The sequence below is a fragment of the Aeromonas sp. 2692-1 genome, assembly GCF_013085505.1.
Taxonomy (GTDB): Bacteria; Pseudomonadota; Gammaproteobacteria; order Enterobacterales; family Aeromonadaceae; genus Aeromonas; species Aeromonas hydrophila.
The window spans coordinates 3818522-3840967 of sequence record NZ_CP038513.1; the positions used below are offsets into that span (position 1 = coordinate 3818522).

Here is a 22446-nt window from a genome sequence, read left to right on the forward strand (position 1 = left end):
AGACAGGCAATTCCTCCTTAGTTCAGTCGGTAGAACGGCGGACTGTTAATCCGTATGTCACTGGTTCAAGTCCAGTAGGAGGAGCCAATTCCCTCGTAGTTCAGTCGGTAGAACGGCGGACTGTTAATCCGTATGTCACAGGTTCAAGTCCTGTCGAGGGAGCCACATTCGAAAGCCCAGCCTTATGGCTGGGCTTTTTTCGTTTCCCCTTTCTCTGCCACCATCAGCCCTCTGTGCGCAAACAGGGATGCCCTCGATGGCGGATCCGCGCCATAATCAGCGCAACCTCACCCTCTTCAGGAGTTTTCATGCGCCGTTTCAACTTCATGCTCAATGGCAGCCGGTTGATGATGTTCCCCTTCTATGTCTGCATTCTGGTCTGCGTGGCCCTGCTGATGGTGAAATTCGCCATGCTGCTTTATGCCCTGTGCATCGACATCGTGGGCATTCACTACATGGATCTCATCACCGGCGTACTCACCCTGGTGGACTTCGTGCTGGTGGCCCAGATGCTGATACTGGTCTCCATCTGCGGCTATGTGCAGTTCATCCAGACCCAGGAGCAGCGCGAGGCGCTCGGCAACAACTGGCTCAGCAAGATCAACTTCGCCTCCCTCAAGCTCATCGTCATCAACTCCCTGGTCACCATTGCCGGGATTGAAGTGCTCAAGGCCTTCCTGGATGACGGGGTCGGCAACGAGGTGGAGATGAAGTGGTCGGTGATCGTGTTCCTCGCCTTCTCCACCGCGGCGCTCATCTACGCGGTGACCGAGCGGCTGGCGGACCACAAATAGCGCCGGTTTTCATTCAGCCTTTATTCATCAAGAGCGGAATTGATAACTCTTTTCATTACCTTTCCTGCATTGTAAACTTGCTCCCCCGGGCTGCACTGCCCGGGCGTTGGAGCACCTATGACAAGCCTTTCCCTCTCACCACGACACTGCTGGCAGTGGCTGGCCTATCACCATCAGGCCGCCGAGGGCTCCCTCTATCTGATGTTCTTCTCAGGCCTGCTGCTGTGGGAACCGCTGACCCCGCTCTGGTCGCTGGCACGCTGGAACCTGTTCCTGCACGTCGCCCTCTCGCTCACCCTGTTCCCCCTGCTGTTCGGCGCCTTCTGGCTCTCCCATCGCAGTCTGCTGCGCAAAAGCCGCAAGCCGTTCTTGCGCACCACCGGCAGCATCATCGAAGCCTTGCTGCTGGTCTGTCTGGCCAGCGGGCTGCTGCTGGTACTGCACGGCACCCCGGGCGATGGCATGGGCAACCTTGCCAGCTGGGCCCACTGGCTGAGCGCGCTCGCGTTGACTCCCCTGGTGCTGCGCCACGCCTGGCGCTGGACCATCTTGAAATGGCGCACCTGATCTTATGTTGAAATTGTTGTTATCCCTGATGTTGGCCACCCTGCTGCTGGGGGTCGCCTCGGCCCAGGAGATGGGCGCCGCCATGATTGCCTATGACGAGGGGAACGCTCCGCGCCTGGTCACCGCCAACCAGAGCGCCGGCTCGGTCACCCTGCTTGAGCGCGATAGCGGCAAGCGGCTGAAAGAGGTGCAACTGGGTGGCGATCTGCGCCAGTTGGCCCGCGCAGACGACGGCACCCTGCTGGTGAGCGATTATCGCGGCGATCGCCTGCTGCTGCTGGATGATGATCTCACCCTGGACAAGGCGATCCCCACTGGCCATCGTCCCTACGGGGTCATCTTCGATCCCAAGCGGAAGTGGTTCTGGGTCACGCTGTTCGAATCAGCTCGCCTGCAAGCCTACGACACGGCGGGCAAGCTGCAGCTGGATGTGGCCACTGCCGAGACCCCGCGCGGACTGGCCTTGACCGACAATGATCGCCTGCTGCTCACCCACGCCATGACCGGCCAGCTTGCCATCTATGATCTCGCCAAGCTTGAGAAGGACGCGAAGCGTTCTGCCCTGCCCAAGCCCAAGCTCATCACCCTGGCCGAGACCCACAGCGACACCCCAAGCGACTCGCAAGGCCTGCCGCGCCTGCTGGACGGCATCACCCTCTCCCCCGATGGCAGCGAAGCCTGGCTGCCCCACGTGCTGTGGAGTTTCGACCACCCCTTCCAGTTTCAGAGCACCGTCTTCCCGGCCGTCTCCATCATCGATCTCGATGAAGAGAAAGAGCTAGTGGACGAGCGCAAACAGCTCTTTTTGCAGATCAACCTGCCCAGCGTCGGCAACCGCAGCCAGATCGTCTCCAACCCGTTTGCGGCGCGCTTCGCCGCAGACGGCAAGCGGGTCTACCTGACCCTGGCGGGCTCGGAAGATCTGCTGGTGTTCGACCTGTCGCGCAGCGGCAAGCAGAACAGCAACCGCCACCGCCGCAAGAAGTTCCAGGGGGGCGCCAAGGCGACCCAGCTCCTTCGCCACCTGCCGGGCCAGAATCCGCGGGACTTGTTTGTCGACGGCGACCACATCCTGGTGCACAACGTCATGGGGCAGGATCTCACCCGCCTCAATAGCGGTGGCAGCGGCCCGTTTGCCCGGGTCACGGTGGATGTGCCCCACTTCGCCAAACTGGTGGAGACGGATCCCCGCCCCGAGGCGCTTCAGCGCGGCGAGCGGCTGTTCCATCTTGGTAACACGCTCGGCAACAACGGCGCCAATGCACGCTTCCCCATGGCGGGGGACAACTGGATGAGCTGCAACTCCTGCCATCTGGACGGGTTCAACTTCACCAACCGCTATCTGATGGCGGCCCATCGCCAGCAGAGCGGCGACAATGCCATCAACGGCCACGCCAATCTTGCCAACATGGTGGCGGGGGACTTTATCGGCGAATACCTGCGCATGACCCAGCAGACCCAGGGTGGCATGGGCCATGATACCCGCGATGGCGCCGAGCCGGTTGACCCCGCCAAACCCCAACCCGAGGTGAAGGCGATGATGGAGGAGTTGCACGCCTTCGTCACCGCTGATGGCAACCTCCCCTATCTTGCCAACTGGCTCAGGCTCGATGCCCCGCGCAGGGATCCCGCCAAGGCGCCGACCACCCATCCCAGGGAGTGGCTCAACTCCGCCTCCTGCCAGAACTGCCACCAACAGGCGTTTGCGGACTGGAGCGAGAGCAACCACCGGCTGATGGGCAACTCCCACCCCTACTACAAGGTGGTGCAGGCGCTGGCTCGCGAAACCGAGGGCGAAGCCTTCGGCCAGTGGTGCCAGGGCTGCCACATGCCCCAGCAGGTAATGAACGGTCAGCAGGATCTGCCCAAGGGATCCCACATGTTCGAGCAGGGCGGCGCCTCGCTCATTGCCGCTCATCAGAAAGGCGAGCCCGTGGTGGAAGAAGGCACCGGCTGCGTGCTGTGCCATCGCATCACCCGGCTCGAGGATGCCGGCGGCAACAGCGCCTTTACCGTGAATCTGAAAGACCGCGAGAGCTATGTGTTCGAGGATGCCGCCGGTGGCAGCCTCCAGCACTGGCTGGCGGAGCGGCAGATCAACGCCCGCCCCGCCATGCACAAGGCCTCTTACCAGAAGGATTTCTACCGCGACGCGGCCCTGTGCAAGTCGTGCCACAACGAGTTTGCCCCCGGCACCGGCGCCAACATCGTCAACACCTGGGACGAGTGGGAAAACTCCAGCTTCGCCAAGGCGGAGGATCCCGCCAAGCGGCGCACCTGCATCGACTGTCACATGAACCCCGAACCGGGCAACGGCGGCGCGCCGGTGCCCGGCCAGTCCACCGAAAACGGCACCGTGAAAGAACGACTCTATCGCCACAACTTTACCGGCGCCCAGCATCAGCTGGTGGGGCTGAGAAGTGCAACCCTTGAGCAGGAGAGCCTGGCGCTGCTGCGCTCAAGCGCTACCCTCTCGGCCCGTATCGAGCAGGGGACCGCTAGCCCGCAGCTGGTGGTGCGGGTCGCCAATACCGGCGCCGGCCACGCCCTGCCCACCGGGGTCGCCGATTTCCGTGAACTCTGGCTGGAGCTGACCGTCACCGACGCCAGCGGCAAGCGGGTGCTTGCCAGCGGCCAGCCGGTGGATGGCGCTGTCCCTGAAGATGCGCGGCTGTTCAGAAAAGTGTTCGGCGATGCCGAGGGCAAGCCGGTGGGGCTCAAGTTCTGGCGCTACGCCAAACTGCTGGAAGACACCCGCATTCCGGCCGATGGCTGGCGCGATGAAGCCTGGCCACTACCCGCAGATGCCCAAGGGCCCTTCAAGGCCGATATCAAACTCAATTTCCGCACCTACCCCAAGTGGGTCAATGATGCGGTGCGCGCCGCCGAGCCGAGCTTGCCGGAGCCACCCATAGTGCTACTCAATCGGCTGCAACTCACCCTGCAGCCCCTCCCCGTCACGCCCGCTACGGAGCCTCAAACCTGATGTTTGCAAGTTTTCTCATTACCCTGCGCGAGGGGCTGGAAGCCTTCCTGCTGGTCGGCATCTGCCTCTCCTACCTCGCCAAGCTGGGGGCGAGCCGCTACAACAAGTTCGTCTATCTGGGAGTGGGGCTGGGTCTGCTTGCCTCCCTCATCGTCGCCTTCCTGTTCCAGGTGGTGGTGAGCCAGTTCGAGAGCGAGCGCTACAACCATTTGCTGATGGCGGGGATCCTGATTTTCGCCACCCTGGTGCTCACCTACATGGCGGTCTGGATGCAGAAGCAGGCCAAATCCCAGGTGGGGGCCATGACGGCGCGCATCGATGCCGCCATCGACGGCGGCAACCTGTTTGGTCTGGTACTGCTCGCCTTCCTGGCGGTGATGCGCGAAGGGTTTGAAACCGTGCTGTTCTTCTCGGCCCTGGTCTACTCCGGACAAGGGGTGGATCTGCACGAGGGGCTGATGGGGGCGCTGGGCGGCCTGCTGCTGTCGGTGGTGCTGGTGTGGGGGCTGCTGCGCTCCACCCGCAAGGTGGCGCTGGCCCCCTTCTTCCGCTGGACCGGCCTGCTCATCATCATCATCGCCGCCGGGCTGCTGTCGTCCGCCGTCAACATGCTGCAGGCAGCCGGGCTCATCACCTTCTGGACGACACCTGTCTTCAACATCAGTCACATTCTCGACGATCAGGGGGTATTTGGTACCTTCCTGCGTGCCCTGTTTGGCTACAATGCCTCACCAGCCGGCCTGCAGTTGCTGACCTGGGCCAGCTACCTGGGGATCTTCGTCACCGTCTGGCATCGCAACTATCGTCCCCAGCCCCAGCGCTGATCGCCCAGCGCGGTGCGGCAACGGATGACAAAGGCGGCACAGCGGGGCCGCCTTTTCAACGTCTTCTCTTTTGGTCAGCTTTTCGGATAACAGAGTCATGAGCGACAACAACACACAACACATTGCGGTACTGGGCGCCGGCCCTGCCGGTCTGATGGCCGCCTGGCGCCTGCGCCAGGCCGGTTTTGCGGTCACCCTGTTCGAGCAGGAGAGCGTGGTGGGCGGCATGTGCGCCACCCAGACCTTCAAGGGGCGCGACGGTGAATACCGCTTCGACTACGGCGGCCACCGCTTCATCACCAAGAACCCCGAGCTGCTCGCCTTTATCGACGAGCTGATGGGCGACGATCTGCTCCACGCCGAGCGCAAGAGCGTGATCCGCTTCGGCGGGCGCACCTATGACTACCCCTTGAACCTGCCCAACCTGCTCAAGACGGCGCCGCTCGCCCTGATGGCCGGGGCGGTAAAAGATCTGCTGCTGCTGCCCTTTGCCAAGAAGCCCACCGATTTTGCCAAGGCGAGCTTTGCCGAGTGGATCCAGAGCCACTTTGGCCGCACCCTCTATCGCCAGTTCTTCGAGGGCTACACCGGCAAGCTATGGGGCATCAACCCGGACCAGCTCTCCGCCGACTGGGCCGGCCAGCGCATCAGCCTGATCGATCTCAAAGACGTGGCGCGCCGCCTGCTGCCAAGACGTAACGGCAGCATGTCGGTGCGCACCTATGCCCGCAAATATCGCTACCCCAAATATGGCTTTGGCCAGATCTTCACCGCCCTGGGGGAGCGGCTGGTGGCCGAAGGAGTTGAGCTCAAAACCGGCGCCACCATCACCCGTCTTGAGCAGACCGATGGCCGCATCGAACGGGTTTATTGGTCACAAGATAATGTGGAGCAGAGCGAGCGCTTTGATCAGGTGATCTCCACCCTGCCGCTGCCGCTCACCTGCCAGCATCTGGGCTTGCCGTGCGATCTGCACTACCGATCCCTGCGTTTCGTCAATATGCCGCTCAAACAGGAGAATTTGTCGGACAACACCTGGCAGTACCTCTCCGACCCCCATATTCTGGCCACCCGCTTGCAGGAGCCGCGCCGCCGCAGCCCCTTTATGGCGCCCCAGGGCCAGACCTCGGTGATGCTGGAGATCCCCTGCAACCCAGGAGATGCCACCTGGCAGGCGCCGCTCGCTGATCTGCGCGGCCGGGTCACCGCCGATCTGGCGAGCCTCGGCGTCGATACAGCCAAGCTTGGCGATGAGACCTTCGAGGCGCGCAGCGAATACGCCTATCCGCTGATGGATCTGGGCTATCAGGCCCGTCGCAACGACGCCATCAAGGCGCTGATGCCGATAGGCAACCTCATCATGACCGGCCGTCAGGGGACATTCCGCTACATCTTCACCGACACCGCCATGGAGATGGGGATGATGGCCGCCGACATGGTGATTGACGGGGTGGACAGACGCCACGCCATCTTTAACCATCGCAACGAAAACACCGTGATTGAGACCCAGAGCGTGGCCTGATGGCCGCGCCATTGGCATAACCTCTTGGCAAATGTAAGGAGAACAGGATGACCATCCGCCCGGGTTTACTCGCCCTCACCCTGCTACTGACCCTGAGCGGGCAGGCGCAGGCTTACTCCTACGCCGCCGCCGGCAAGGAGCCGCTGATCGATGCCCGTGAGGCACTGCTGGGCGCCGCCACTGACGGCAAGGATGCCAGCGCCACCTTGAGCGAGATCGCCGAGGAGCTGACCTATCTGGAACAGCACCACAAGGTCGAGCTGCAAGCACCGCTCGCGGCCGCCATCAAGGCCAAAGACGCCGCAGCCACCGCAGCCCTGCTCAACCGGGCCTACAAGGCGGAGATCGAGCGCCGCCTCGAGGGGGCCAGCCAGAACCTTGGCGACTACCAGACCGCCAAGGTGCTGGTGGTCAAGAGCAAGCGCTTCCTCGATTTGATCCTCCCCTCCCTGAGCGAGGGGGATCGCAAGGCGGCTGAGCAGGCGCTGGCCAAGGTGCTGGATGCCATCGGCAACCCTGGGGTGTTCGGGGTGGGCGCCAAACCCGCCGATGCCGCCGCCTTCGCCGAGGCTGAAAAAGCGCTGATGGCCGTGCTGGCGCCGCTTTGATGGCAATCTGCCAATCATTGCGCCATCTCGCTGTGACAAACGGTGGGTTTCGCTGCGCGCTACCCACCCTACGCACGGCCTGCCGATAGATGCACCCGGACGCCAGTTTGCCCCCTTCTTCTCTTGCGGGAGAAGGGAGGGGTCACCACGGCCGATTACGCTTCGCCAATCGACCCTACTTGCTTGCCCTGCTGCAACTGGTCTGGCTCTGCTGGTTGCTGACCTTCCCGGTGGCGCTCGATTCCGACGATGCTCTCAATTTCGCCCACGGGGTGGTGCGCTTCAGCGTGCTGGAGTTCTCCCCCCACTTTCCGGGCTACCCCGCCTTTATCTGGCTGGCGCGGCTGATCAATCTGGCGGTGGACAATCCCGCCCGCGCGGTGCAGTGGGCCAGCCTCTTGGGTAGCAGTTTGCTGGCGCCGCTCGCCGCCTCCCTCGCGGTCAGATTGTGGCAACGGCCAAGCCTGCTGGCGCCGGTCTGGCTGCTGGTGCTGGCCCTGCCGCTCACCCCGACGCTCGCTCTTTCCGGCCTCTCGGACGGGCCGGCGCTGTCCGCCTGGCTCGGCGCGCTCCTGGCTTTGCAGCAGCGCAAAATAGCCCTGGCGGGTCTGCTGCTGGGCCTCATGCTGGCGCTGCGTCCCTCCTACTTCGTGCTGGCCCTGCTGCCCCTTTGGCTGGGGATGGCGCAAAAGGGAACGCACGTCAGGTTTGTGCTCCCCATCGCACTGGTGGGGCTAGCCTGCCTGCTGTTTGTCTGGCAGGCCGATGGCTGGGCCTATTTCAGCGAGGGGCGCCGCTTTACCGACGGTCACTTTACCCTGTGGGGCAACACGGCGGCGGCCCACGGCGATCGGCTGCTGAGCTGGGCCCGTACCTTCCACGAGCAGCTGACCCCGCTCTGGCCCCTATTGATGGGAGCCTTGCTGGTACTGCCACTCTGGCAACGGTCAAAGGATCGCAATCCAGCCCCCTCCGTGCTCTGGCCCCTCTACTGGCTCGTCCTGCTGCTGTGGACCCTGTTTGGCCAGAACCCGGACAATCCCCGCCATCTGGCCCCCATCACCCTGCTCGGCCTGGTGCTGCTGGCAGGTTGGCTGCCGCGCCAGGGCGAGCTGCCAGCCATGCTGATAGCCCTGTTGTTGCTGCTCTGCATCATCACCCCGCCGGCGGCGCCAGCCATGACCCGGGCCGCTAGGTTGGCAGAACAGACCTGCCCGGCGCTGGTGACCCAGTGGGGGGTGAGGCTGCTGCGCGAAACCACGACCCTGCCCGTCACCGACGGCTGGTATCAGGGGGATGCCCGCCTTGCATTGGCGCAAGGGGCCTGCCGGCTCAGCCGGCGTCCCCTCGGCCCGGAGGATCTGCCCGCCGGTGGCCAACGGATCTGGTTTGCCCCCCGCTTTCACGCCGAGCCCGGCCTTTGGCTCGGCATACAGGATCACCCCCGTCACCAAAACTGGTAGACTGGATGTTTGTCACTCCCTGACTTCGCACTCATCAAGACTGGATAGCCTATGCCCCACGCCCCCCTCTCCCCCCGTTTCCTGTTCATCCTGCTCGGCGCGCTGGCGGGCCTGACGCCGCTCGCGGTCGACATGTACCTGCCCGCCATTCCGGCCATCGCCCGGGATCTGGCCACCAGCATCGACGGCGCCCAGCTCACCATCAGCGCCTTTCTGGGCGGCTTCGCCATCGGCCAGCTCTTCTACGGCCCGCTCGCCGACAGCTATGGCCGCAAGCCGGTGATCCTGGCGGGGCTGGTGATGTTTGCCATCGCCTCGGTGGGCTGCGCCATGGCGGACTCCCTGCCCGAGCTGCTGGCGTATCGGATGTTGCAGGCAGCCGGCGGGGCGGCCGGCTCGGTGGTGGTCAATGCGCTGCTGCGCGACCTGTTCGAGAAGGAGGCCTTCTCCCGCGCCATGTCGTTCGTGATCCTGGTGATGACGCTCGCCCCTCTTGTCGCACCCGTGGTGGGCGGCTACATCAGCGCCCACAGTGACTGGCGGGTGATCTTCTGGCTGCTGGTGGGGATCAGCCTGCTCATCTGCCTGATGATGCAGTGGAAAATACAGGAGACCCTGAAGCCCGAGCACAAGCAGCCCCTCAACCTCGGCCAGATCCTGAAGAACTACTGGGGTGTGCTCTCCCATCGCGGCGCCATGGGCTACGTGCTGTGCGGCTCCCTGTCGAGCTCCGGGATGTTCGCCTTCCTGAGCGCCTCCCCCTATGTCTACATCGAGTACTTCAAGGTACCGACCGAGCACTATGGCTGGCTGTTTGGCCTCAACATCCTGCTGATGATGGTGGTTACCTTCGTCAACAGCCGGCTGGTGAAGGGGGTGGGCGCCGAGCGGATGCTGCAATACGGCCTGCTGGTGCTGCCCTGTGCCGGCGCCCTGCTCATCTACAACGCCTGGAGCCAGACCGGCGGCCTGTGGGGCATCGTCATTCCGGTGGTGCTGTTCGTCGGCCACATCAGCCTGGTGGGGGCCAACGCCATGACCGGCCTGATGGGTCACTTCCCGCAATCGGCAGGCACCGCCTCGGCGCTGGCGGGCACCTTGCGCTTTGGCATCGGCGCCGTGGTGGGGATCCTGGTCAACCTCAATCCCCCCGAATCGCCGCTGCCGATGGCCATCGCCATCGCCGGCTGCGGGTTCGGCTCGACCCTGAGCTACTGGCTGTTGACTGGCAAAAAATAATCCCCGAACACCAATAAGCAACAAGCGACAAACAACAAGGCCGCCCACCTGCATCGCAGGGGGCGGCCTTGTGTTATCTGCACCTTGTCAACGGATCCTCTGCCCAGAGGGGCTAGGGCTCAGCCTATTTCTTGCCAAACCCCGAGCGCTTGAGGGTGTAGCCGGCGCTGTTTTGCCAGGCGTCCAGCCCGCTGCGGTTGTTGCCCGCCACCAGGCTGGCGGCCAGGCTCGGGCTGTTGAACAGCTGATCGGCAGTAAAAACGAAGCCCCCTTCGCTGCGCGGGGCCAGGATCCCCTTGCCCAACAGCTCCTGGCGCAGTTCGATCACCGCCTCGCGCAGGGAAGCCGCATCCTCGCCGTTGGCGGTGGAGCCTGCCAGCACCATGAAGCCGGGGTTCTGCCGCTTGCCCACCGGATAACCGTGCGCCTCGGCCCCCTTGCCGTTGAAGTGGTAGAGCTCGCGCTCGCCCGGCTTGTTGTCGGAGAGCGCCTTTTGCAGGGTCATCAGCTCGTTGTAAATCTCGATGGGGACCACGGCAGCCTGCTTGTTGCCCTTGCTGTCGATGATAAAACTGACTTGCTTGTGTAACATCCTTGCGCATCCTGTGACCCATGGAGGCCCCTATTCTAACCACCACAGGCGAGCGGGATCCAGCCAGGATCCTCACCTCTTTTGCAGCCTTGATCACTAACTGGCACTCTCGCGCAAGGGCAAAGCCACGTGATCATTAGGCAGGGGAGCAACGTACATGGCATGATGAAAGCCATTGACCATCAACCGGTTATCCCATGCTGACCCTGCGCAATCTCGGCAAGAGCTTCGATAACGGCAGCGAACGACTGCCGCTGTTTCACCATCTTGATCTGGCCCTGGCGGCCGGCGAGATCACCCTGCTGCTGGGGCAAAGCGGCTGCGGCAAGTCGACCCTGCTCAACCTCATCGCCGGCCTCCTCCCCCCGGATGAGGGGGAGATCTGGCTGGGGGAGACCCGCCTTGACAACCAGTCGGCGGATGAGCGGGCCCGCCTGCGTGGCCGCCATTTCGGCATCGTCTATCAGGACTTCAACCTGCTGCCGACCCTGACCGTGGCCGAGAACCTCGCCCTGCCCCTTGCCATCAACCAGCTTGCCCGCGATGAGACACGCATTGACAGCCTGCTGGAGCGCCTCGATCTCGCTCACAAGCGCCATGCCTGGCCGGAGCAGCTCTCCGGCGGCCAGCGCCAGCGGGTAGCGCTGGCCCGTGCCCTCATTCATCAGCCCCAGTGGCTGCTCGCCGACGAGCCCACCGGCAGTCTTGATGAACACAACGCCGAGCAGGTGATGGCGCTGATGATGACGGCGGTACGGGGCACCGGCGCCGGCCTCTTGCTGGTGAGCCACAATCCCGCCTATGGCGCCCTGGCGGATCGGGTGCTGCGCCTTGAGGGGGGCCAGCTGGTCGAGCTCAAGGGGCGCCGTCATGACTGACGCCCGTCACGGAGGGCTGTGATGTTGCCGCTGCCGCTCAAGGCGCTGCTGCGCCTCTATCGTGCCCACCCCTGGCTACTGCTGATGAGCCTGGTCGGGCTCACCCTGGGGGTCTCCCTGGTGGTGGCCATCGAGCTCTTGAACCACAGCGCCCGCACCAACTTCGTCGCCGCCCGCAGTCAGCTGGCGGGGGAAGCGAACTACCGGCTGGCGCCGGACGGCGGGCTGGACGAGCAGCTCTATGTGACGCTGGTGCGCAGCCAACCGAACCTCGACGCCATGCCCCAGCTGCACGGCTGGCTGCAAGATGAACAGGGGCGCAGTTTTCAGCTGCTGGGGATGGATCTGTTCAACCCCGGCCCCCTGCGCCGGCTGTTTGGGGCTGCGCCGGACAAGGAGCCCACCTTCGCCCTCACCCGCGCCGACAGCGTCTGGCTGGCTGCCCCCGAGGCCAAGCGCCTTGGCTGGCAAACAGGCCAGAGCCGGCGCTTCGTACTGGGGGGCGCTGAAGGGGCGCCGCCCCGCCCGCTGACCCTCACCCTGGCCGGCACCTTCGAGCCCGGCGCCGTGCCCATGGAGCGGCTGCTGGTGACCGACATCGGCCTCGCCCAGCCGCTGCTGGGCAAGGAAGGCCGGCTCGATCGCATCGTCTTCAAGCTCAGCGAGGGCGAGGCCAATACCTTGCAAAGAGCCTTGCAGGCGGCCCTGCCATCCTATGCCCCCCATCAGCCCCTCTGGCTTGAGCCCATCAGTCCGGCGCTCGATGCCAGCCAGCTCGGCGATGCGCTGGCGCTGAACCTCACGGCGCTCTCCCTGCTCGCCATGGCGGTGGGGCTCTTTCTGGTGTTCAACGCCCAGCGCTTCGTGCAGAGCGTGCGCCGCCCCCAGCTGGCCCAGCTCATCATCCTCGGCATGCCGCCGCGCCGGCTGCTGCGCTGGCTGACCCTGGAGATCCTGATCCTCGCCAGCATAGGCACCCTGCTCGGGCTGCTGCTGGGGAGCCTCCTGGCCCTCGCCCTGATGGGGCAGCTCACCCAGGCGCTGGCCGATCTCTATGGCCCCAACCCCATCGATCTGCTGCGCCTCTCCCCGACGAGCCTTGGCAAGGCGCTGGTGATTGGCCTGCTGGGCACGCTCGCCGCCAACCTGCCCGGCTGGTGGCAACTGCTGCGCCAATCCCCTCTTGAGCTGCGAGAGGGCAACAGCCGCCCGCCGGCTCATCCCTGGCAACGTCGGGGGCTCGCCACCGTCATTTTGCTGCTTTGTGCGCTCTGTCTATGGCGGCCAGAAACCGGGCTGGGCGGCGCCCTCTTCGTGGCCGGCGGCTGGCTGCTGGCCATGGCGCTCGCCCTGCCCGATGTGCTGCGCGCCGTGCTGGGCCGGCTGCGCCGATGCGAGCGCGGCCCCCTCAGCGCCCGGCTCGGGGTGGCCGAAACCCTCTATCACCTGGATCGCACCGCCATCGCGGTGATGGCGCTGCAACTGGCCATCGCCGCGGCCATCGGCATCGGGGTCATGGTGTCGAGCTTTCGCTCGAGCGTGGAGATCTGGCTCGGCCAGCGCCTGGCCGCCGATCTCTACGTCACCGCCCCCAAGGGGGTGGCCGGCAGCAAGGGCGCCCTGAGCGAGCAGACCCTCAACACCATCCTCGCCGCACCGGATGTGCACGCCGCCTCGCGCCGCTCGGTGCACCCGGCCCGCTGGCAGGGGCAGCCCATCGAGTGGGCGCAGATGGACTTTATCCCCGAGCTCAAAGCCGCCTATCCGCTGCTGGCCGGACGCTGGCCCGCCACCCCCGACGAGGTGCTGGCGAGCGAACCGCTGACGGTGCGCCTCGGGGTCAAGGTGGGGCAGCGCCTCGAAGTGAGCGGCGAGCAGGGGCCACGCACCTTCACCGTCACCGGCGTCTATCAGGATTACGGCAGCGACAAGGGGCAGATACTGCACGCCTTCGAGGGGGGCAAGGTGCAATCCCTGGCCCTCTTCAGCCCGCACGTTGATCGCCTCGCCGATCGCCTGCGGGCCCAGTTTGGCGAGCGGGTGAACCTGCTGCCCGCTCCCGCCATCCACGCCGCCGCCCTCAGGGTGTTCGACCAGACCTTCGTGGTGACCGAGCTATTGAAGTTGCTGATCCTGGGGATCGCTTTCGTCGGCATCGGCTCGGCCTTCATGGTGCTGGGGCTGGCCCGGCGCGGCGAGTTGCAGACCCTGCAAAGCCTTGGCCTGAGCCCGCGCCACTGCCGCCGACTGCTGGTGTGGCAGGGGGCGGGATTGGGGCTGCTCACCGCGCTGTTGGCCCTGCCGGTGGGCTATGGCCTTGCCTGGGTGCTGATTGAGGTGGTCAACCCCCGCGCCTTCGGCTGGCGGCTGGCCTTCGAGGCAGCCCCCCTGCACGCCGTCACGGCGCTCCTGCTCGCCCCCGTCTGTGGCGCGCTCGCCTCCTGGTACGCCGCAAGGAGAGTGGTATGAAAACATTCAACATCTGGTCGCTGGCACTGATCTGTACCCTGTATGGCACCGGGATCAGTGCCAACGATCTGGGCGCCATCCTTGGCGGCGGCAACGATCACTTCAAAAAGGCCCTGCCGGGCCAGTCCATCCACCTCCCCACGGATCACGGTGCCCACCCCGACTACCGCTCCGAGTGGTGGTATCTCACCGGCAACTTGAAGGACGAGCAGGGACGCGGCTACGGCATGCAGTGGACCCTGTTTCGCCAAGGCATCGAGCAGGAAATAACATCCGACAACCCCTGGCTCACTCCCCAGCTCTGGCTGGCCCAGTTCGCCATCACGGATTTGAGCAAAGGCAGCCACCAGCAGGACGAGCGCACCAGCCGCCAGGGGCCAGGGCTAGCCGGAGCCAGCGGTGGTCAGTATTGGCTCAAAGAGTGGGTGCTGGCCTCTCAAGGGGAATCGCTCTTTCCCGCCACCCTCAAGGTGCAGAGCAAGGCGGGGGATCTTGATTTGCAGGTGAGCGCCGCCAAGCCAGCGGTGCTGCAGGGCAAACAGGGTTACAGCGAGAAGAGCCCGGGCAACGCCTCCTTCTACTACTCCTACCCGCGCCTGACCATCAGCGGCACATTGACCCTGGATGGGGAGATCCGCAACGTCAGCGGTGAGGGCTGGTTTGATCACGAGTGGAGCAGCTCGGTATTGGCCCAGTGGCAATCGGGCTGGGACTGGTTTTCGCTGCAATTTGAAGATGGCCGCGAGCTGATGCTGTTTCGCCTGCGCACCAAGGCAGGACGCACCGAGCCAGAGAACCGCTACGGCATCCTGATTGAGCGGGACGGCAGCAGCCGGGTGCTGAATCCTGCGCAGATCCGCCTCACCCCCGGCAAGATCTGGCGCGGCCCCAAGGGGCAAGCCTACCCCATCGAGTGGCAGCTGGCAGCCGCCGACATGAAACTCACCATCCGTGCCCGCCAGCCCAATCAGGCCATGACGGGGCGCTTTGACTATTGGGAGGGGGCGGTGTCCGTCTCGGGAGACGCCAAGGGCGTTGGCTATCTGGAAATGACGGGGTACTAATAGCCAATGATGACGATGCTTATGCTATTTCTCTAACTTAACAATCTAAAAATCAGACAACCATCATGGAATCATACAAATCTCGTAGATTAATTAATGTTTTACTCTACAGACGAACCTATGCTTGATAACATTCTCATCCGAACCTTACTCGTAGCCAGAGCGATTACTAGCCTACTTAGGTCTTGCTTAAGGTAGTAATAAAATGAATTTTGGGCTCTTCAGACTTTCTGGATGCAGCTTAATTAGTGAAAAGTCACAAAGAGAATTCATTTACCAATTATTGAGAAGCTACTCATGTTAGATAACTTACTGTCAGAATTATTAGAGATAACACCAGCAGAAAACAACCCCCCCTTTGTAAACAATGGTGTGTATGAAGCCATAACCAGAAGAAAGCAAGAGCTTCTTGATAGCTGGAAATCTTTCGACCAAGAAGAGCGCAACAAATACAAAGGAGACATAAAAAAATATTATAAAGCCATGGCTCTTGATGAAGGCCAAGATGCATCATTTTATTCTTCTAAAAACTTCTATCTCCTTAGAAAAGAAATTGATGCTCGAGTAGTATCAGAAGAACCATCTCGTTTACTACCAATAAACGACCTCCATTTTGAGCAATCTATTTTGGAGCTTGTTGAAAACATGGAAAATACTGAGCATGTAAGAGAACTCTATAGGCTTAGAAAACGTGCTGTTGGTGATTCAAAGAACGCTGGCATTAATGCAGATGAAGCTGCACGTGTTAGAAACTGTATGAGACAAGGGCGTGAGTTATATCTTGCAGGAAAGTCTGGTTCGCTAATGGTAAAACCGCTTAACTTTTTCTATTCACTAACAGCATATGCCTACGCTTTTATCATCCTTAACAATCCAATTCGATTTTCTCTAGATTCCCTCCCCGGCTCTCACGGCCTAAACTATATTCCTGACGGAATGAAAAGCCAAGTGGGGGGTGACATGCCGCAAGGAACCTTTAGCGATTTACTGTGCTCATTCCCAACATTTAGTGTACGAAATATAGATTTCGCTATCCAACAAGATGCATCCTCTTCATTGCTGACATTTTTTAATAATCGCCATACTGTAGGTGTTGGAACGCTATTAAGCATGATCCCAGAAATACGTGAATACTACCGAATTGCAACTGGAAAAGTTGGGAGGACACATCCACTATCAGTATCTATGGGAAAAAACGATAGAAGCGTCGTTTGGGACTTTCAAATAGGCGATGGTGAAAGGCGACCAAGTCAGGCTGATATCGAAAATTCATTTAAAGGCTTTCAAGTATCTGAGCGCTTTGGGAAATATATTGTATCAGTCCCTGCCTCTGACGCATCAAAAATACAAGCATCTATCTCGTGTGATGCACGTGGTAATTTATGGTATGTAGAGAACCCATTTCATCCTGTTGTGTTTCCTGAGGTCTGCATACACTTTATGCTTACAAGTACATTGAGTAATTTAATGCGCTACTCACCTGACCATTGGGGTAGCGTTCTTCTCAACGAAACAAATTCTGACCAATCGCTGATCATAAGAAAATATCTTTCAGCATTTGAAAACAAGCTACCAATACTCATTCTTAGATCCATTTCAAAATATTACCCTTATGTTGTAGAGAGCTAAACAAGAAATTAAAAATTGAGACCCTGTAATTTCCACCAAACTGAAAAGCTGTAGTCAATGTGGGATGATTATTAGTGTGATAGTTTTATGTATATGTACATAATCAAAAACATCCTGCCAGAATTTATTCTGGCGGGATTTTTCTTTATCTCGCCGCCTGATCCACCAGATAGAGGATGCTGTGATAGGGAATGCCGGCGTGCTGGCTAAGCCCCATCTCGCAGGTGCGGCTATTGCTGAATCCCTGACGGCAATCGCTGGGCACCTGGGCAGGCAGGCTGGCAAGCGCCGCGGCGTTGAGCTCTGGGGTCATCAGCCCCTTGTCGCCGGCAAAGCCGCAGCACTGGATATGCTCAGGCACGATCACCTCGCGGGCACAGGCGCGGGCCAGCGCCAGCATCGTATCCCCCAGCCCCATGCGCCGGCTGCTGCAGGTGATATGGAGCATCACAGTCTCATCGATGGGGGTCAGCTCAAGGCGGGGCAGCAGGTGTTCCAGCACAAAAGCGGAGGGCTCGAACACCCGAAGACCCTTGCCGAGCGCCCCCGAGAGCAGTCGCTGCACGCAGGGGCTGGTGTCGAGCAGCACGGGCCAGCGCCCCAGCTCGCTTGCCTGCCACAGGGCCTCGGCCAGCTCAGTACGCTTGGCTTCCGCTACCTCACTCATCCCCTTGCTGTCATAGGGCATGCCGCAGCAGAGCCCCTCAACCCCAGTCGGCACTATGACCCGACAGCCCGCCTTCTTGAGGAGGGATAACACCACGTCCGGCAGTGACGGGGCATCCTCCTGCTGGCCGAATACCCGGCTGGCGCAGGACGGCAGATAAACCACGGCGCGATCCCTCGCTTCGTCATTGCCCCCCTCCCCTTGTGGCCACTGGTAGCGGCTCGGCCCCGGCAGGGTCGGCAGCCAGGCGGTTGTTCGCTGGCCGCTCAGATGGCGAACCCCGTTTACCAATCCTGCCAGTGCTTTCTCCCCCAACAGCTTGCCAGCAATCCCTTTGAGGCCGAGGGCCCCACGGGCCGTGCGGGTGACCCCGGCGAAGTGATCGGCGCTCCAGCGGGCGATGGGCACGAAGCGCCGATATTTGTCAGTGCGCAGCTTCTTGATAAGGCTGCCGGTGTTGATGCCGACCGGGCAGCGATCGGCGCAGAGCCCGGTGGCGGCGCAGGTGTCGATGCCCTGATAGTCAAACAGCCGGGCCAGCTGGTTGGAGGGCTCATCGGCACGATTGCGGCGGGCCAGTTCGCGATAGAGCACGATGCGCTGGCGCGGCGAGAGCGACAGGGTGCGCGAGGGGCAGACCGCCTCGCAAAAGCCGCACTCGATGCACGGATCGACGATGGCATCGCTCGCCGGCATGGGCTTGAGGTGGGCCAGGTGGGCGTTGGGGTCGTCGTTGATGATGACGCCGGGATTGAGCAGGCCATCGGGGTCCAGCAGCGCCTTGATGCGCCGCATCAGCGCCATCCCCTCCGGCCCCCATTCCAGCTCCACATAGGGGGCCATGTTGCGGCCGGTGCCGTGTTCGGCCTTGAGCGACCCGCCAAAGCGCACGGCGACAAGTTCGGCCACCGCATCCATAAAGGCGCCGTAGCGGGCCACCTGCGCCGGATCGTCGAACCCCTGGGTAAAGACGAAGTGCAGGTTCCCCTCCAGCGCGTGGCCGAAGATGATGGCTTCACCGTATTCGAAGCGATCGAACAGTTGCTGCAGCCCCGCCACCCCTTCCGCCAAACGTTCGATGGGAAAGGCGACATCCTCGATGATGACGGTGGTGCCCGTGGTGCGCACCGCCCCCACCGCCGGGAAGAGCCCCTTGCGAATGGCCCAGAGCCCGGCACTGTCGCTCGTAAAAGGCACAGAGGCGACCTGGGCGAACTTGGCCGCCATGGCCGTCACCTGCTCGCAGCGATCCACCAGCTCTTCCTTCGATTCCCCATGCACCTCGACAAGCAGGGCGCAGGCAGCCAGATCCAGCGCCTTGATAAAGTCCGGCAGACCGGGCTTGCCCGCCACAGAGCGAAGGGATCGCCCATCCATCAGCTCCACCGCCGCCACCGGTGCAGCTTTAAGGCGCGAGGTGGCCAGACACGCCTGCTCGGCGTCCCGAAACACCAGCAGGGCCGAGGCCTTGTGGGGGTATTCCGGCACGGTATCGAGCACCACCTCGGCGATAAAGCCGAGGGTCCCCTCCGAGCCGATCATCAGGTGGGTGAGGATATCGATGGGATCCTCATGGTCGAGCAGGGCATTGATGGCGTAGCCGGTGGTGTTCTTGAGCCGGTACTTGTGGCGAATCTTGGCGGCAAGCTCGGCGTTCGCCAGCACCTCGGCGCGCAGGGCCGCGAGCCCCGTCAGCAGCTCCGGGCGCCTGGCCGCCAAGGCGGCGCGGCTGTGGGGATCGCCACTGTCCAGCACAGTGCCATCAGCCAGCAGCAAGGTCATGGCGTGCAAGGTGTGATAGCTGTTGTGGGCGGTGCCGCAGCACATGCCGCTCGCGTTGTTGGCGGCGATGCCGCCAAGCTTGCAGGCGTTGATGGAGGCGGGATCCGGCCCAATCTTGCGGCCCAGAGGCGCCAGATAGCGGTTGGCATCGGCGCCGATGACCCCGGGTTGCAGGGCAATGCGCGCCCCCTCGTCCAGAATGCGGTGGCCGCGCCAGCTGTCGGTCAGGGTGATAAGCACCGAATCGCTCAGGGCCTGGCCCGAGAGGCTGGTGCCCGCAGCGCGAAAGGTGCACGGCAGGTGCAATTCGTGGCACACCCCCAGCACGAAGCGCACTTCATCGAGGGAGTCGAGGCGCACGATGCGCTCGGGCACCAGCCGGTAGAAGCTGGCGTCCGTGCCGTGAGCCAGCCGAAGATCCGGGTCGCTCACCAGCCGCTCCGGCGGGATGCGCTCAAGCACGGCGGCGTCAAACTGGTTCCAGCGCATCAGCAATCCTCCACCAGCACTACCAGCAGGCGGCTCGGGCCGTGAGCGCCGTAGGCCAGGGTCTGCTGGATGTCGGCGGTCTTGGAGGGGCCGGAAACCAGCAGCAGATTGGTGGGCATGGCCTGCTGCCAGCACCCGCCCTCCACCAGCCCCGTCAGGTTGTCGGCGATGGTGGAGGCCGCCAGCAGGGCGATATGGCAGGGGGCACCAGCGAGAGAGTACGCGGCTCGCCGCCATCGGGCAGCAACACCAGGGTGCCGGTATCGGCGATGGCGCCCGCGCAGTGGGTGATGCCCGCCTGACAAACGTCAAACAGATCGTCTTTCCAGCCGGCAAACTCCCCCACTGGGGTCAACACAGATCGCCCGGCGCAGGCGGCCGCGACCGCCGCCTGCCAGCGACCGCCCTGGCCACAAGCCAGACTCGTCACACCTTCTTCATCCAGCCAGGCGGTCAGCTCCCTGGCAAGGGTCGCCTCCTTGACGGTGAGGATCTCGGCGTGGCTGGCGCAGATCCCGGCAACAAAACGCTCGCGCCGCGCGCCGTCATCGACCCCGCGCCAGGGCTGCCAGCCATGGGGGGCGTGGGCAATGGGGGTGGCGGCGCCACGCAGGCGGCTTAATATGGCCTCTTTGCTCGACATCTCAGGACTCCTTCTTCTTCTGGCGCAGCAGGGCGTGCAGGCTCTGGGGGGCGGGTTTGGGGGCTTCGCGGCACTGGGTCCAGGGGCCCAGATGTTTGGGCATCAGCCCCCGCAGGCGACCGGCCACCCCGGTTGCGGCGTGATAGAGGCGCGGGTGGGTGGCGGCAAAGGCAAAGCCCTGCATGGCAAGCGTCTCGAGCCGGCTCCTGGCCGCCCCCTGCCCCGCCAGCGGTTCGTGGCCGGGCTGTGCGTCGTGTTTGGCCTCCCGGCGCAGGCGCTGCAACAGGTCGGGGATGGGGATGCGCACCGGGCACACCTCACCGCAGGCACCGCACAGGCTCGAAGCCGTCACCAGATCGCTCGTGCTTTCCAGCCCCAGCAGGTGGGGGGAGATGATCTTGCCGATGGGGCCCGGGTAGATGGTGCCGTAGGCGTGGCCGCCGATGCGGGTGTAGACCGGGCAGTGGTTCATGCAGGCGCCGCAGCGGATGCACTGCAGGGTCTTGCGCAGCTCCTCATCCCGGTAAGCCTGGCTGCGGCCGTTGTCCAGCAGCACCAGGTGCACCTCGTCCGGGCCGTCCAGCTCCCCTGCTCGGCGCGGGCCACTGATGACGTTGAAGTAGGTGGTGATGGCCTGGCCGGTGGCCGAGCGGGTCAGGGCGCTGTAAAGGGGCGGCACGTCGGATAAAAACTCCACCACCTTCTCGATGCCGGTGATGGCCACATGAACTTTCGGCACCGTGGTGCACATGCGCCCGTTGCCCTCGTTCTCGACGAGACACAGGCTGCCAGTCTCCGCCACCGCGAAGTTGACGCCAGAGAGCCCCATGCCGGCGCGGCGAAACTCTTCGCGCAGGGCTCGCCGCCCGGTCTGGATCAGGGCGTCCACGTCGGTGGTGGGGGTGAAATCCGCCAGATTGCCGGCGAAAGTGTCGCTCACCTCCTGCTTGTTCTTGTGGATGGCGGGCATGATGATGTGGGACGGGGTATCGCCGTCGAGCTGGACGATAAACTCCCCCATGTCGCTCTCCAAGCAGCGGATGCCGTGGCGCGCCATCTCGTGGTTGAAGCCCACCTCCTCACTCACCATGGACTTGCCCTTGACGATGCTGCTCACCCCATGTTGCTGGGCAATGCCGAGGATGATGGCGTTGGCCTCGGCCGGCGTCTGGGCCCAGTGCACCCGGATGCCGTTGCGCTCGCAGTTGGCTTCGATCTGCTCCAGCAGTTCCGGCAGGCGCGAGAGGCAACGCTGGCGAATGTGCTCCGCCGCATCGCGCACCGCAGCTTCTTCGGTGGGGTCGGCGAAAGCGTCGCGGCGCTTGGCGCGCAGGTAATCCATGGCGCCGCGAAAATTCTGGCGCAGCACCGGGTCGGCCAAGGCCGCCTCGGCCTGGGGATGGAAGCGGCGCGGCGAATACTTGGCATGCTCACTCATGATGGGCCTCCTGTTTTGGCTCTTGTAAGCACTGAGCCACCGGCTTGCTGTGGGCGAGCAGGAAGCTGGCCAGGTGAATGGTAGGCAGTGTCTTGCCCTGATAGGCCAGAGATCCCTTGATGTTCAAGAGACACCCCCAGTCCGCGCTCACCAGGGCGTCGGCGCCGGTGGCCAGCAGGTGGCGGGTCTTGTCCTCCACCATGGCCTGGCTGATGTGGGGGTGGCGCACCGAGAAGGTGCCACCAAAGCCGCAGCACTCGCTCTCGTAGGCCTGCTCATGCAAGGTGACCCCATCGAGCTGGCCCAGCAGGGCGCGAGCCCGGCTGTGCACCTGCATCTCGCGCCGGGCCGAGCAGGAGGTGTGCATGACGATGCTCGCCCTCCCCACCCCGTGCCAGCGCACCCGGCAGACCTGGGCCAGAAACTCGGTGAGCTCGAACACCCGCTCGCAAAACACCGCCACCTCGGAGCTCTCGGGGAAGAGTCGGCGGTAGTGGTGGTGCATCATGCCGCCGCAGGAGCCCGACAGCACCACCACCGGCCAGGGCTCGGGAAAAAGCGCCATCTGGCTTTGCGCCACCTGGCGCGCCTCCTCTTCATGGCCCGAGGTGTAGGCCGGCTGCCCGCAGCAGGTCTGTTTCTCGACAAAGTGCACCCTTATCCCTTCCCGCTCGAGCAGGGCGATGGCATCGAGCCCCGCCACCGGGTCGAACAGGTCCACCAGACAGGTGGCATAGAGATAGACATCGGCCGGCTTGGCCGGATAGACCCGCATTACCTTCATCACTTGCT

At 63.1% G+C, this 22446-nt stretch carries 16 protein-coding genes, 2 tRNA genes and 1 pseudogene; 14 read left to right on the forward strand and 5 right to left on the reverse strand.

Translation table 11 applies throughout. The features are described from left to right. Window positions 1-11: 11 nt before the first annotated feature. The 10 genes from E5E97_RS17835 to E5E97_RS17880 all read left to right on the forward strand — a co-directional run bounded on the left by E5E97_RS17835 (window position 12) and on the right by E5E97_RS17880 (window position 10003). A tRNA-Asn gene (locus tag E5E97_RS17835) sits at window positions 12-87 on the forward strand. A gap of 2 nt (window positions 88-89) precedes the next feature. Beyond that, window positions 90-165: transfer RNA gene (locus E5E97_RS17840), tRNA-Asn, on the forward strand. A 143-nt stretch (window positions 166-308) separates the two neighbouring features. Beyond that, window positions 309-794, forward strand: coding sequence for a YqhA family protein (locus tag E5E97_RS17845; protein ID WP_011706364.1), 486 nt, complete (start codon window positions 309-311; stop codon window positions 792-794). Window positions 795-911: 117 nt separating this feature from the next. Next, the gene (locus tag E5E97_RS17850; protein WP_171280684.1) at window positions 912-1361 is read left to right on the forward strand and encodes a hypothetical protein; all 450 of its coding nucleotides are present in this window, start codon (window positions 912-914) and stop codon (window positions 1359-1361) included. 4 nt (window positions 1362-1365) lie between these two features. Further along, window positions 1366-4347 (forward strand): YncE family protein, encoded by a 2982-nt coding sequence (locus tag E5E97_RS17855; protein WP_171280685.1) that lies wholly within the window; start codon window positions 1366-1368, stop codon window positions 4345-4347. After that, window positions 4347-5171: an FTR1 family protein gene (locus E5E97_RS17860; RefSeq protein WP_171280686.1), complete on the forward strand. Its 825-nt coding sequence runs from the start codon at window positions 4347-4349 to the stop codon at window positions 5169-5171. Before E5E97_RS17855 ends, E5E97_RS17860 begins: the two co-directional genes overlap by 1 nt. 97 nt (window positions 5172-5268) lie before the next feature. Further along, window positions 5269-6693 carry an NAD(P)/FAD-dependent oxidoreductase gene (locus E5E97_RS17865; protein ID WP_171280687.1) on the forward strand — a complete coding sequence of 475 codons (1425 nt, stop codon included), beginning with the start codon at window positions 5269-5271 and terminating at the stop codon, window positions 6691-6693. Window positions 6694-6740: 47 nt separating this feature from the next. Continuing rightward, a complete protein-coding gene (locus E5E97_RS17870; protein ID WP_171280688.1) occupies window positions 6741-7301 on the forward strand; it encodes a hypothetical protein in 561 nt (186 codons plus the stop codon). A 179-nt stretch (window positions 7302-7480) separates the two neighbouring features. Beyond that, entirely contained in the window at window positions 7481-8764 is a 1284-nt protein-coding gene (locus E5E97_RS17875) for a hypothetical protein (RefSeq protein WP_171280689.1), read from the forward strand. A 51-nt stretch (window positions 8765-8815) separates the two neighbouring features. Beyond that, entirely contained in the window at window positions 8816-10003 is a 1188-nt protein-coding gene (locus tag E5E97_RS17880; RefSeq protein ID WP_016351032.1) for a Bcr/CflA family multidrug efflux MFS transporter, read from the forward strand. 124 nt (window positions 10004-10127) lie between these two features. On the opposite strand, the gene E5E97_RS17885 is transcribed toward E5E97_RS17880, so the two are convergent. Further along, the gene (locus E5E97_RS17885) at window positions 10128-10595 is read right to left on the reverse strand and encodes a DUF4357 domain-containing protein (RefSeq protein WP_016351033.1); all 468 of its coding nucleotides are present in this window, start codon (window positions 10593-10595) and stop codon (window positions 10128-10130) included. Between the two features lie 197 nt (window positions 10596-10792). Here E5E97_RS17885 and E5E97_RS17890 point away from each other — a divergent pair, with 197 nt between their 5' ends. From E5E97_RS17890 to E5E97_RS17905, 4 genes are all read left to right on the forward strand, one after another. Then, window positions 10793-11473, forward strand: a complete 681-nt coding sequence (locus E5E97_RS17890; RefSeq protein WP_101617691.1) for an ABC transporter ATP-binding protein — start codon at window positions 10793-10795, stop codon at window positions 11471-11473. A gap of 21 nt (window positions 11474-11494) precedes the next feature. Continuing rightward, entirely contained in the window at window positions 11495-13942 is a 2448-nt protein-coding gene (locus E5E97_RS17895) for an FtsX-like permease family protein (protein WP_171280690.1), read from the forward strand. Then, a complete protein-coding gene (locus E5E97_RS17900; RefSeq protein WP_171280691.1) occupies window positions 13939-15006 on the forward strand; it encodes a lipocalin-like domain-containing protein in 1068 nt (355 codons plus the stop codon). Before E5E97_RS17895 ends, E5E97_RS17900 begins: the two co-directional genes overlap by 4 nt. A 297-nt stretch (window positions 15007-15303) precedes the next feature. Then, window positions 15304-16635 carry a YaaC family protein gene (locus tag E5E97_RS17905; protein WP_171280692.1) on the forward strand — a complete coding sequence of 444 codons (1332 nt, stop codon included), beginning with the start codon at window positions 15304-15306 and terminating at the stop codon, window positions 16633-16635. A 145-nt stretch (window positions 16636-16780) separates the two neighbouring features. On the opposite strand, the gene E5E97_RS17910 is transcribed toward E5E97_RS17905, so the two are convergent. The 4 genes and pseudogenes from E5E97_RS17910 to E5E97_RS17925 all read right to left on the reverse strand — a co-directional run bounded on the left by E5E97_RS17910 (window position 16781) and on the right by E5E97_RS17925 (window position 22438). Then, window positions 16781-19573 (reverse strand): FAD-binding and (Fe-S)-binding domain-containing protein, encoded by a 2793-nt coding sequence (locus E5E97_RS17910; protein ID WP_171280693.1) that lies wholly within the window; start codon window positions 19571-19573, stop codon window positions 16781-16783. Beyond that, window positions 19573-20216 (reverse strand): annotated as a pseudogene (locus E5E97_RS17915) (lactate utilization protein C). Before E5E97_RS17915 ends, E5E97_RS17910 begins: the two are co-directional and overlap by 1 nt. 1 nt (window position 20217) lies before the next feature. Continuing rightward, complete coding sequence (locus E5E97_RS17920) at window positions 20218-21654, reverse strand: LutB/LldF family L-lactate oxidation iron-sulfur protein (RefSeq protein WP_171280694.1); 1437 nt, start codon at window positions 21652-21654, stop codon at window positions 20218-20220. Continuing rightward, a complete protein-coding gene (locus tag E5E97_RS17925; protein ID WP_171281238.1) occupies window positions 21647-22438 on the reverse strand; it encodes a (Fe-S)-binding protein in 792 nt (263 codons plus the stop codon). The genes E5E97_RS17920 and E5E97_RS17925 overlap by 8 nt, the downstream gene beginning before the upstream one ends. Window positions 22439-22446: the final 8 nt, after the last annotated feature.

Coding starts and splice junctions, on each gene's coding strand:
- E5E97_RS17845 (WP_011706364.1), top strand. CDS start 309: ATGCGCCGTTTCAACTTCATGCTCAATGGCAGCCGGTTGATGATGTTC.
- E5E97_RS17850 (WP_171280684.1), top strand. CDS start 912: ATGACAAGCCTTTCCCTCTCACCACGACACTGCTGGCAGTGGCTGGCC.
- E5E97_RS17855 (WP_171280685.1), top strand. CDS start 1,366: ATGTTGAAATTGTTGTTATCCCTGATGTTGGCCACCCTGCTGCTGGGG.
- E5E97_RS17860 (WP_171280686.1), top strand. CDS start 4,347: ATGTTTGCAAGTTTTCTCATTACCCTGCGCGAGGGGCTGGAAGCCTTC.
- E5E97_RS17865 (WP_171280687.1), top strand. CDS start 5,269: ATGAGCGACAACAACACACAACACATTGCGGTACTGGGCGCCGGCCCT.
- E5E97_RS17870 (WP_171280688.1), top strand. CDS start 6,741: ATGACCATCCGCCCGGGTTTACTCGCCCTCACCCTGCTACTGACCCTG.
- E5E97_RS17880 (WP_016351032.1), top strand. CDS start 8,816: ATGCCCCACGCCCCCCTCTCCCCCCGTTTCCTGTTCATCCTGCTCGGC.
- E5E97_RS17885 (WP_016351033.1), bottom strand. CDS start 10,595: ATGTTACACAAGCAAGTCAGTTTTATCATCGACAGCAAGGGCAACAAG.
- E5E97_RS17890 (WP_101617691.1), top strand. CDS start 10,793: ATGCTGACCCTGCGCAATCTCGGCAAGAGCTTCGATAACGGCAGCGAA.
- E5E97_RS17895 (WP_171280690.1), top strand. CDS start 11,495: ATGTTGCCGCTGCCGCTCAAGGCGCTGCTGCGCCTCTATCGTGCCCAC.
- E5E97_RS17900 (WP_171280691.1), top strand. CDS start 13,939: ATGAAAACATTCAACATCTGGTCGCTGGCACTGATCTGTACCCTGTAT.
- E5E97_RS17905 (WP_171280692.1), top strand. CDS start 15,304: ATGTTAGATAACTTACTGTCAGAATTATTAGAGATAACACCAGCAGAA.
- E5E97_RS17910 (WP_171280693.1), bottom strand. CDS start 19,573: ATGCGCTGGAACCAGTTTGACGCCGCCGTGCTTGAGCGCATCCCGCCG.
- E5E97_RS17920 (WP_171280694.1), bottom strand. CDS start 21,654: ATGAGTGAGCATGCCAAGTATTCGCCGCGCCGCTTCCATCCCCAGGCC.
- E5E97_RS17925 (WP_171281238.1), bottom strand. CDS start 22,438: ATGAAGGTAATGCGGGTCTATCCGGCCAAGCCGGCCGATGTCTATCTC.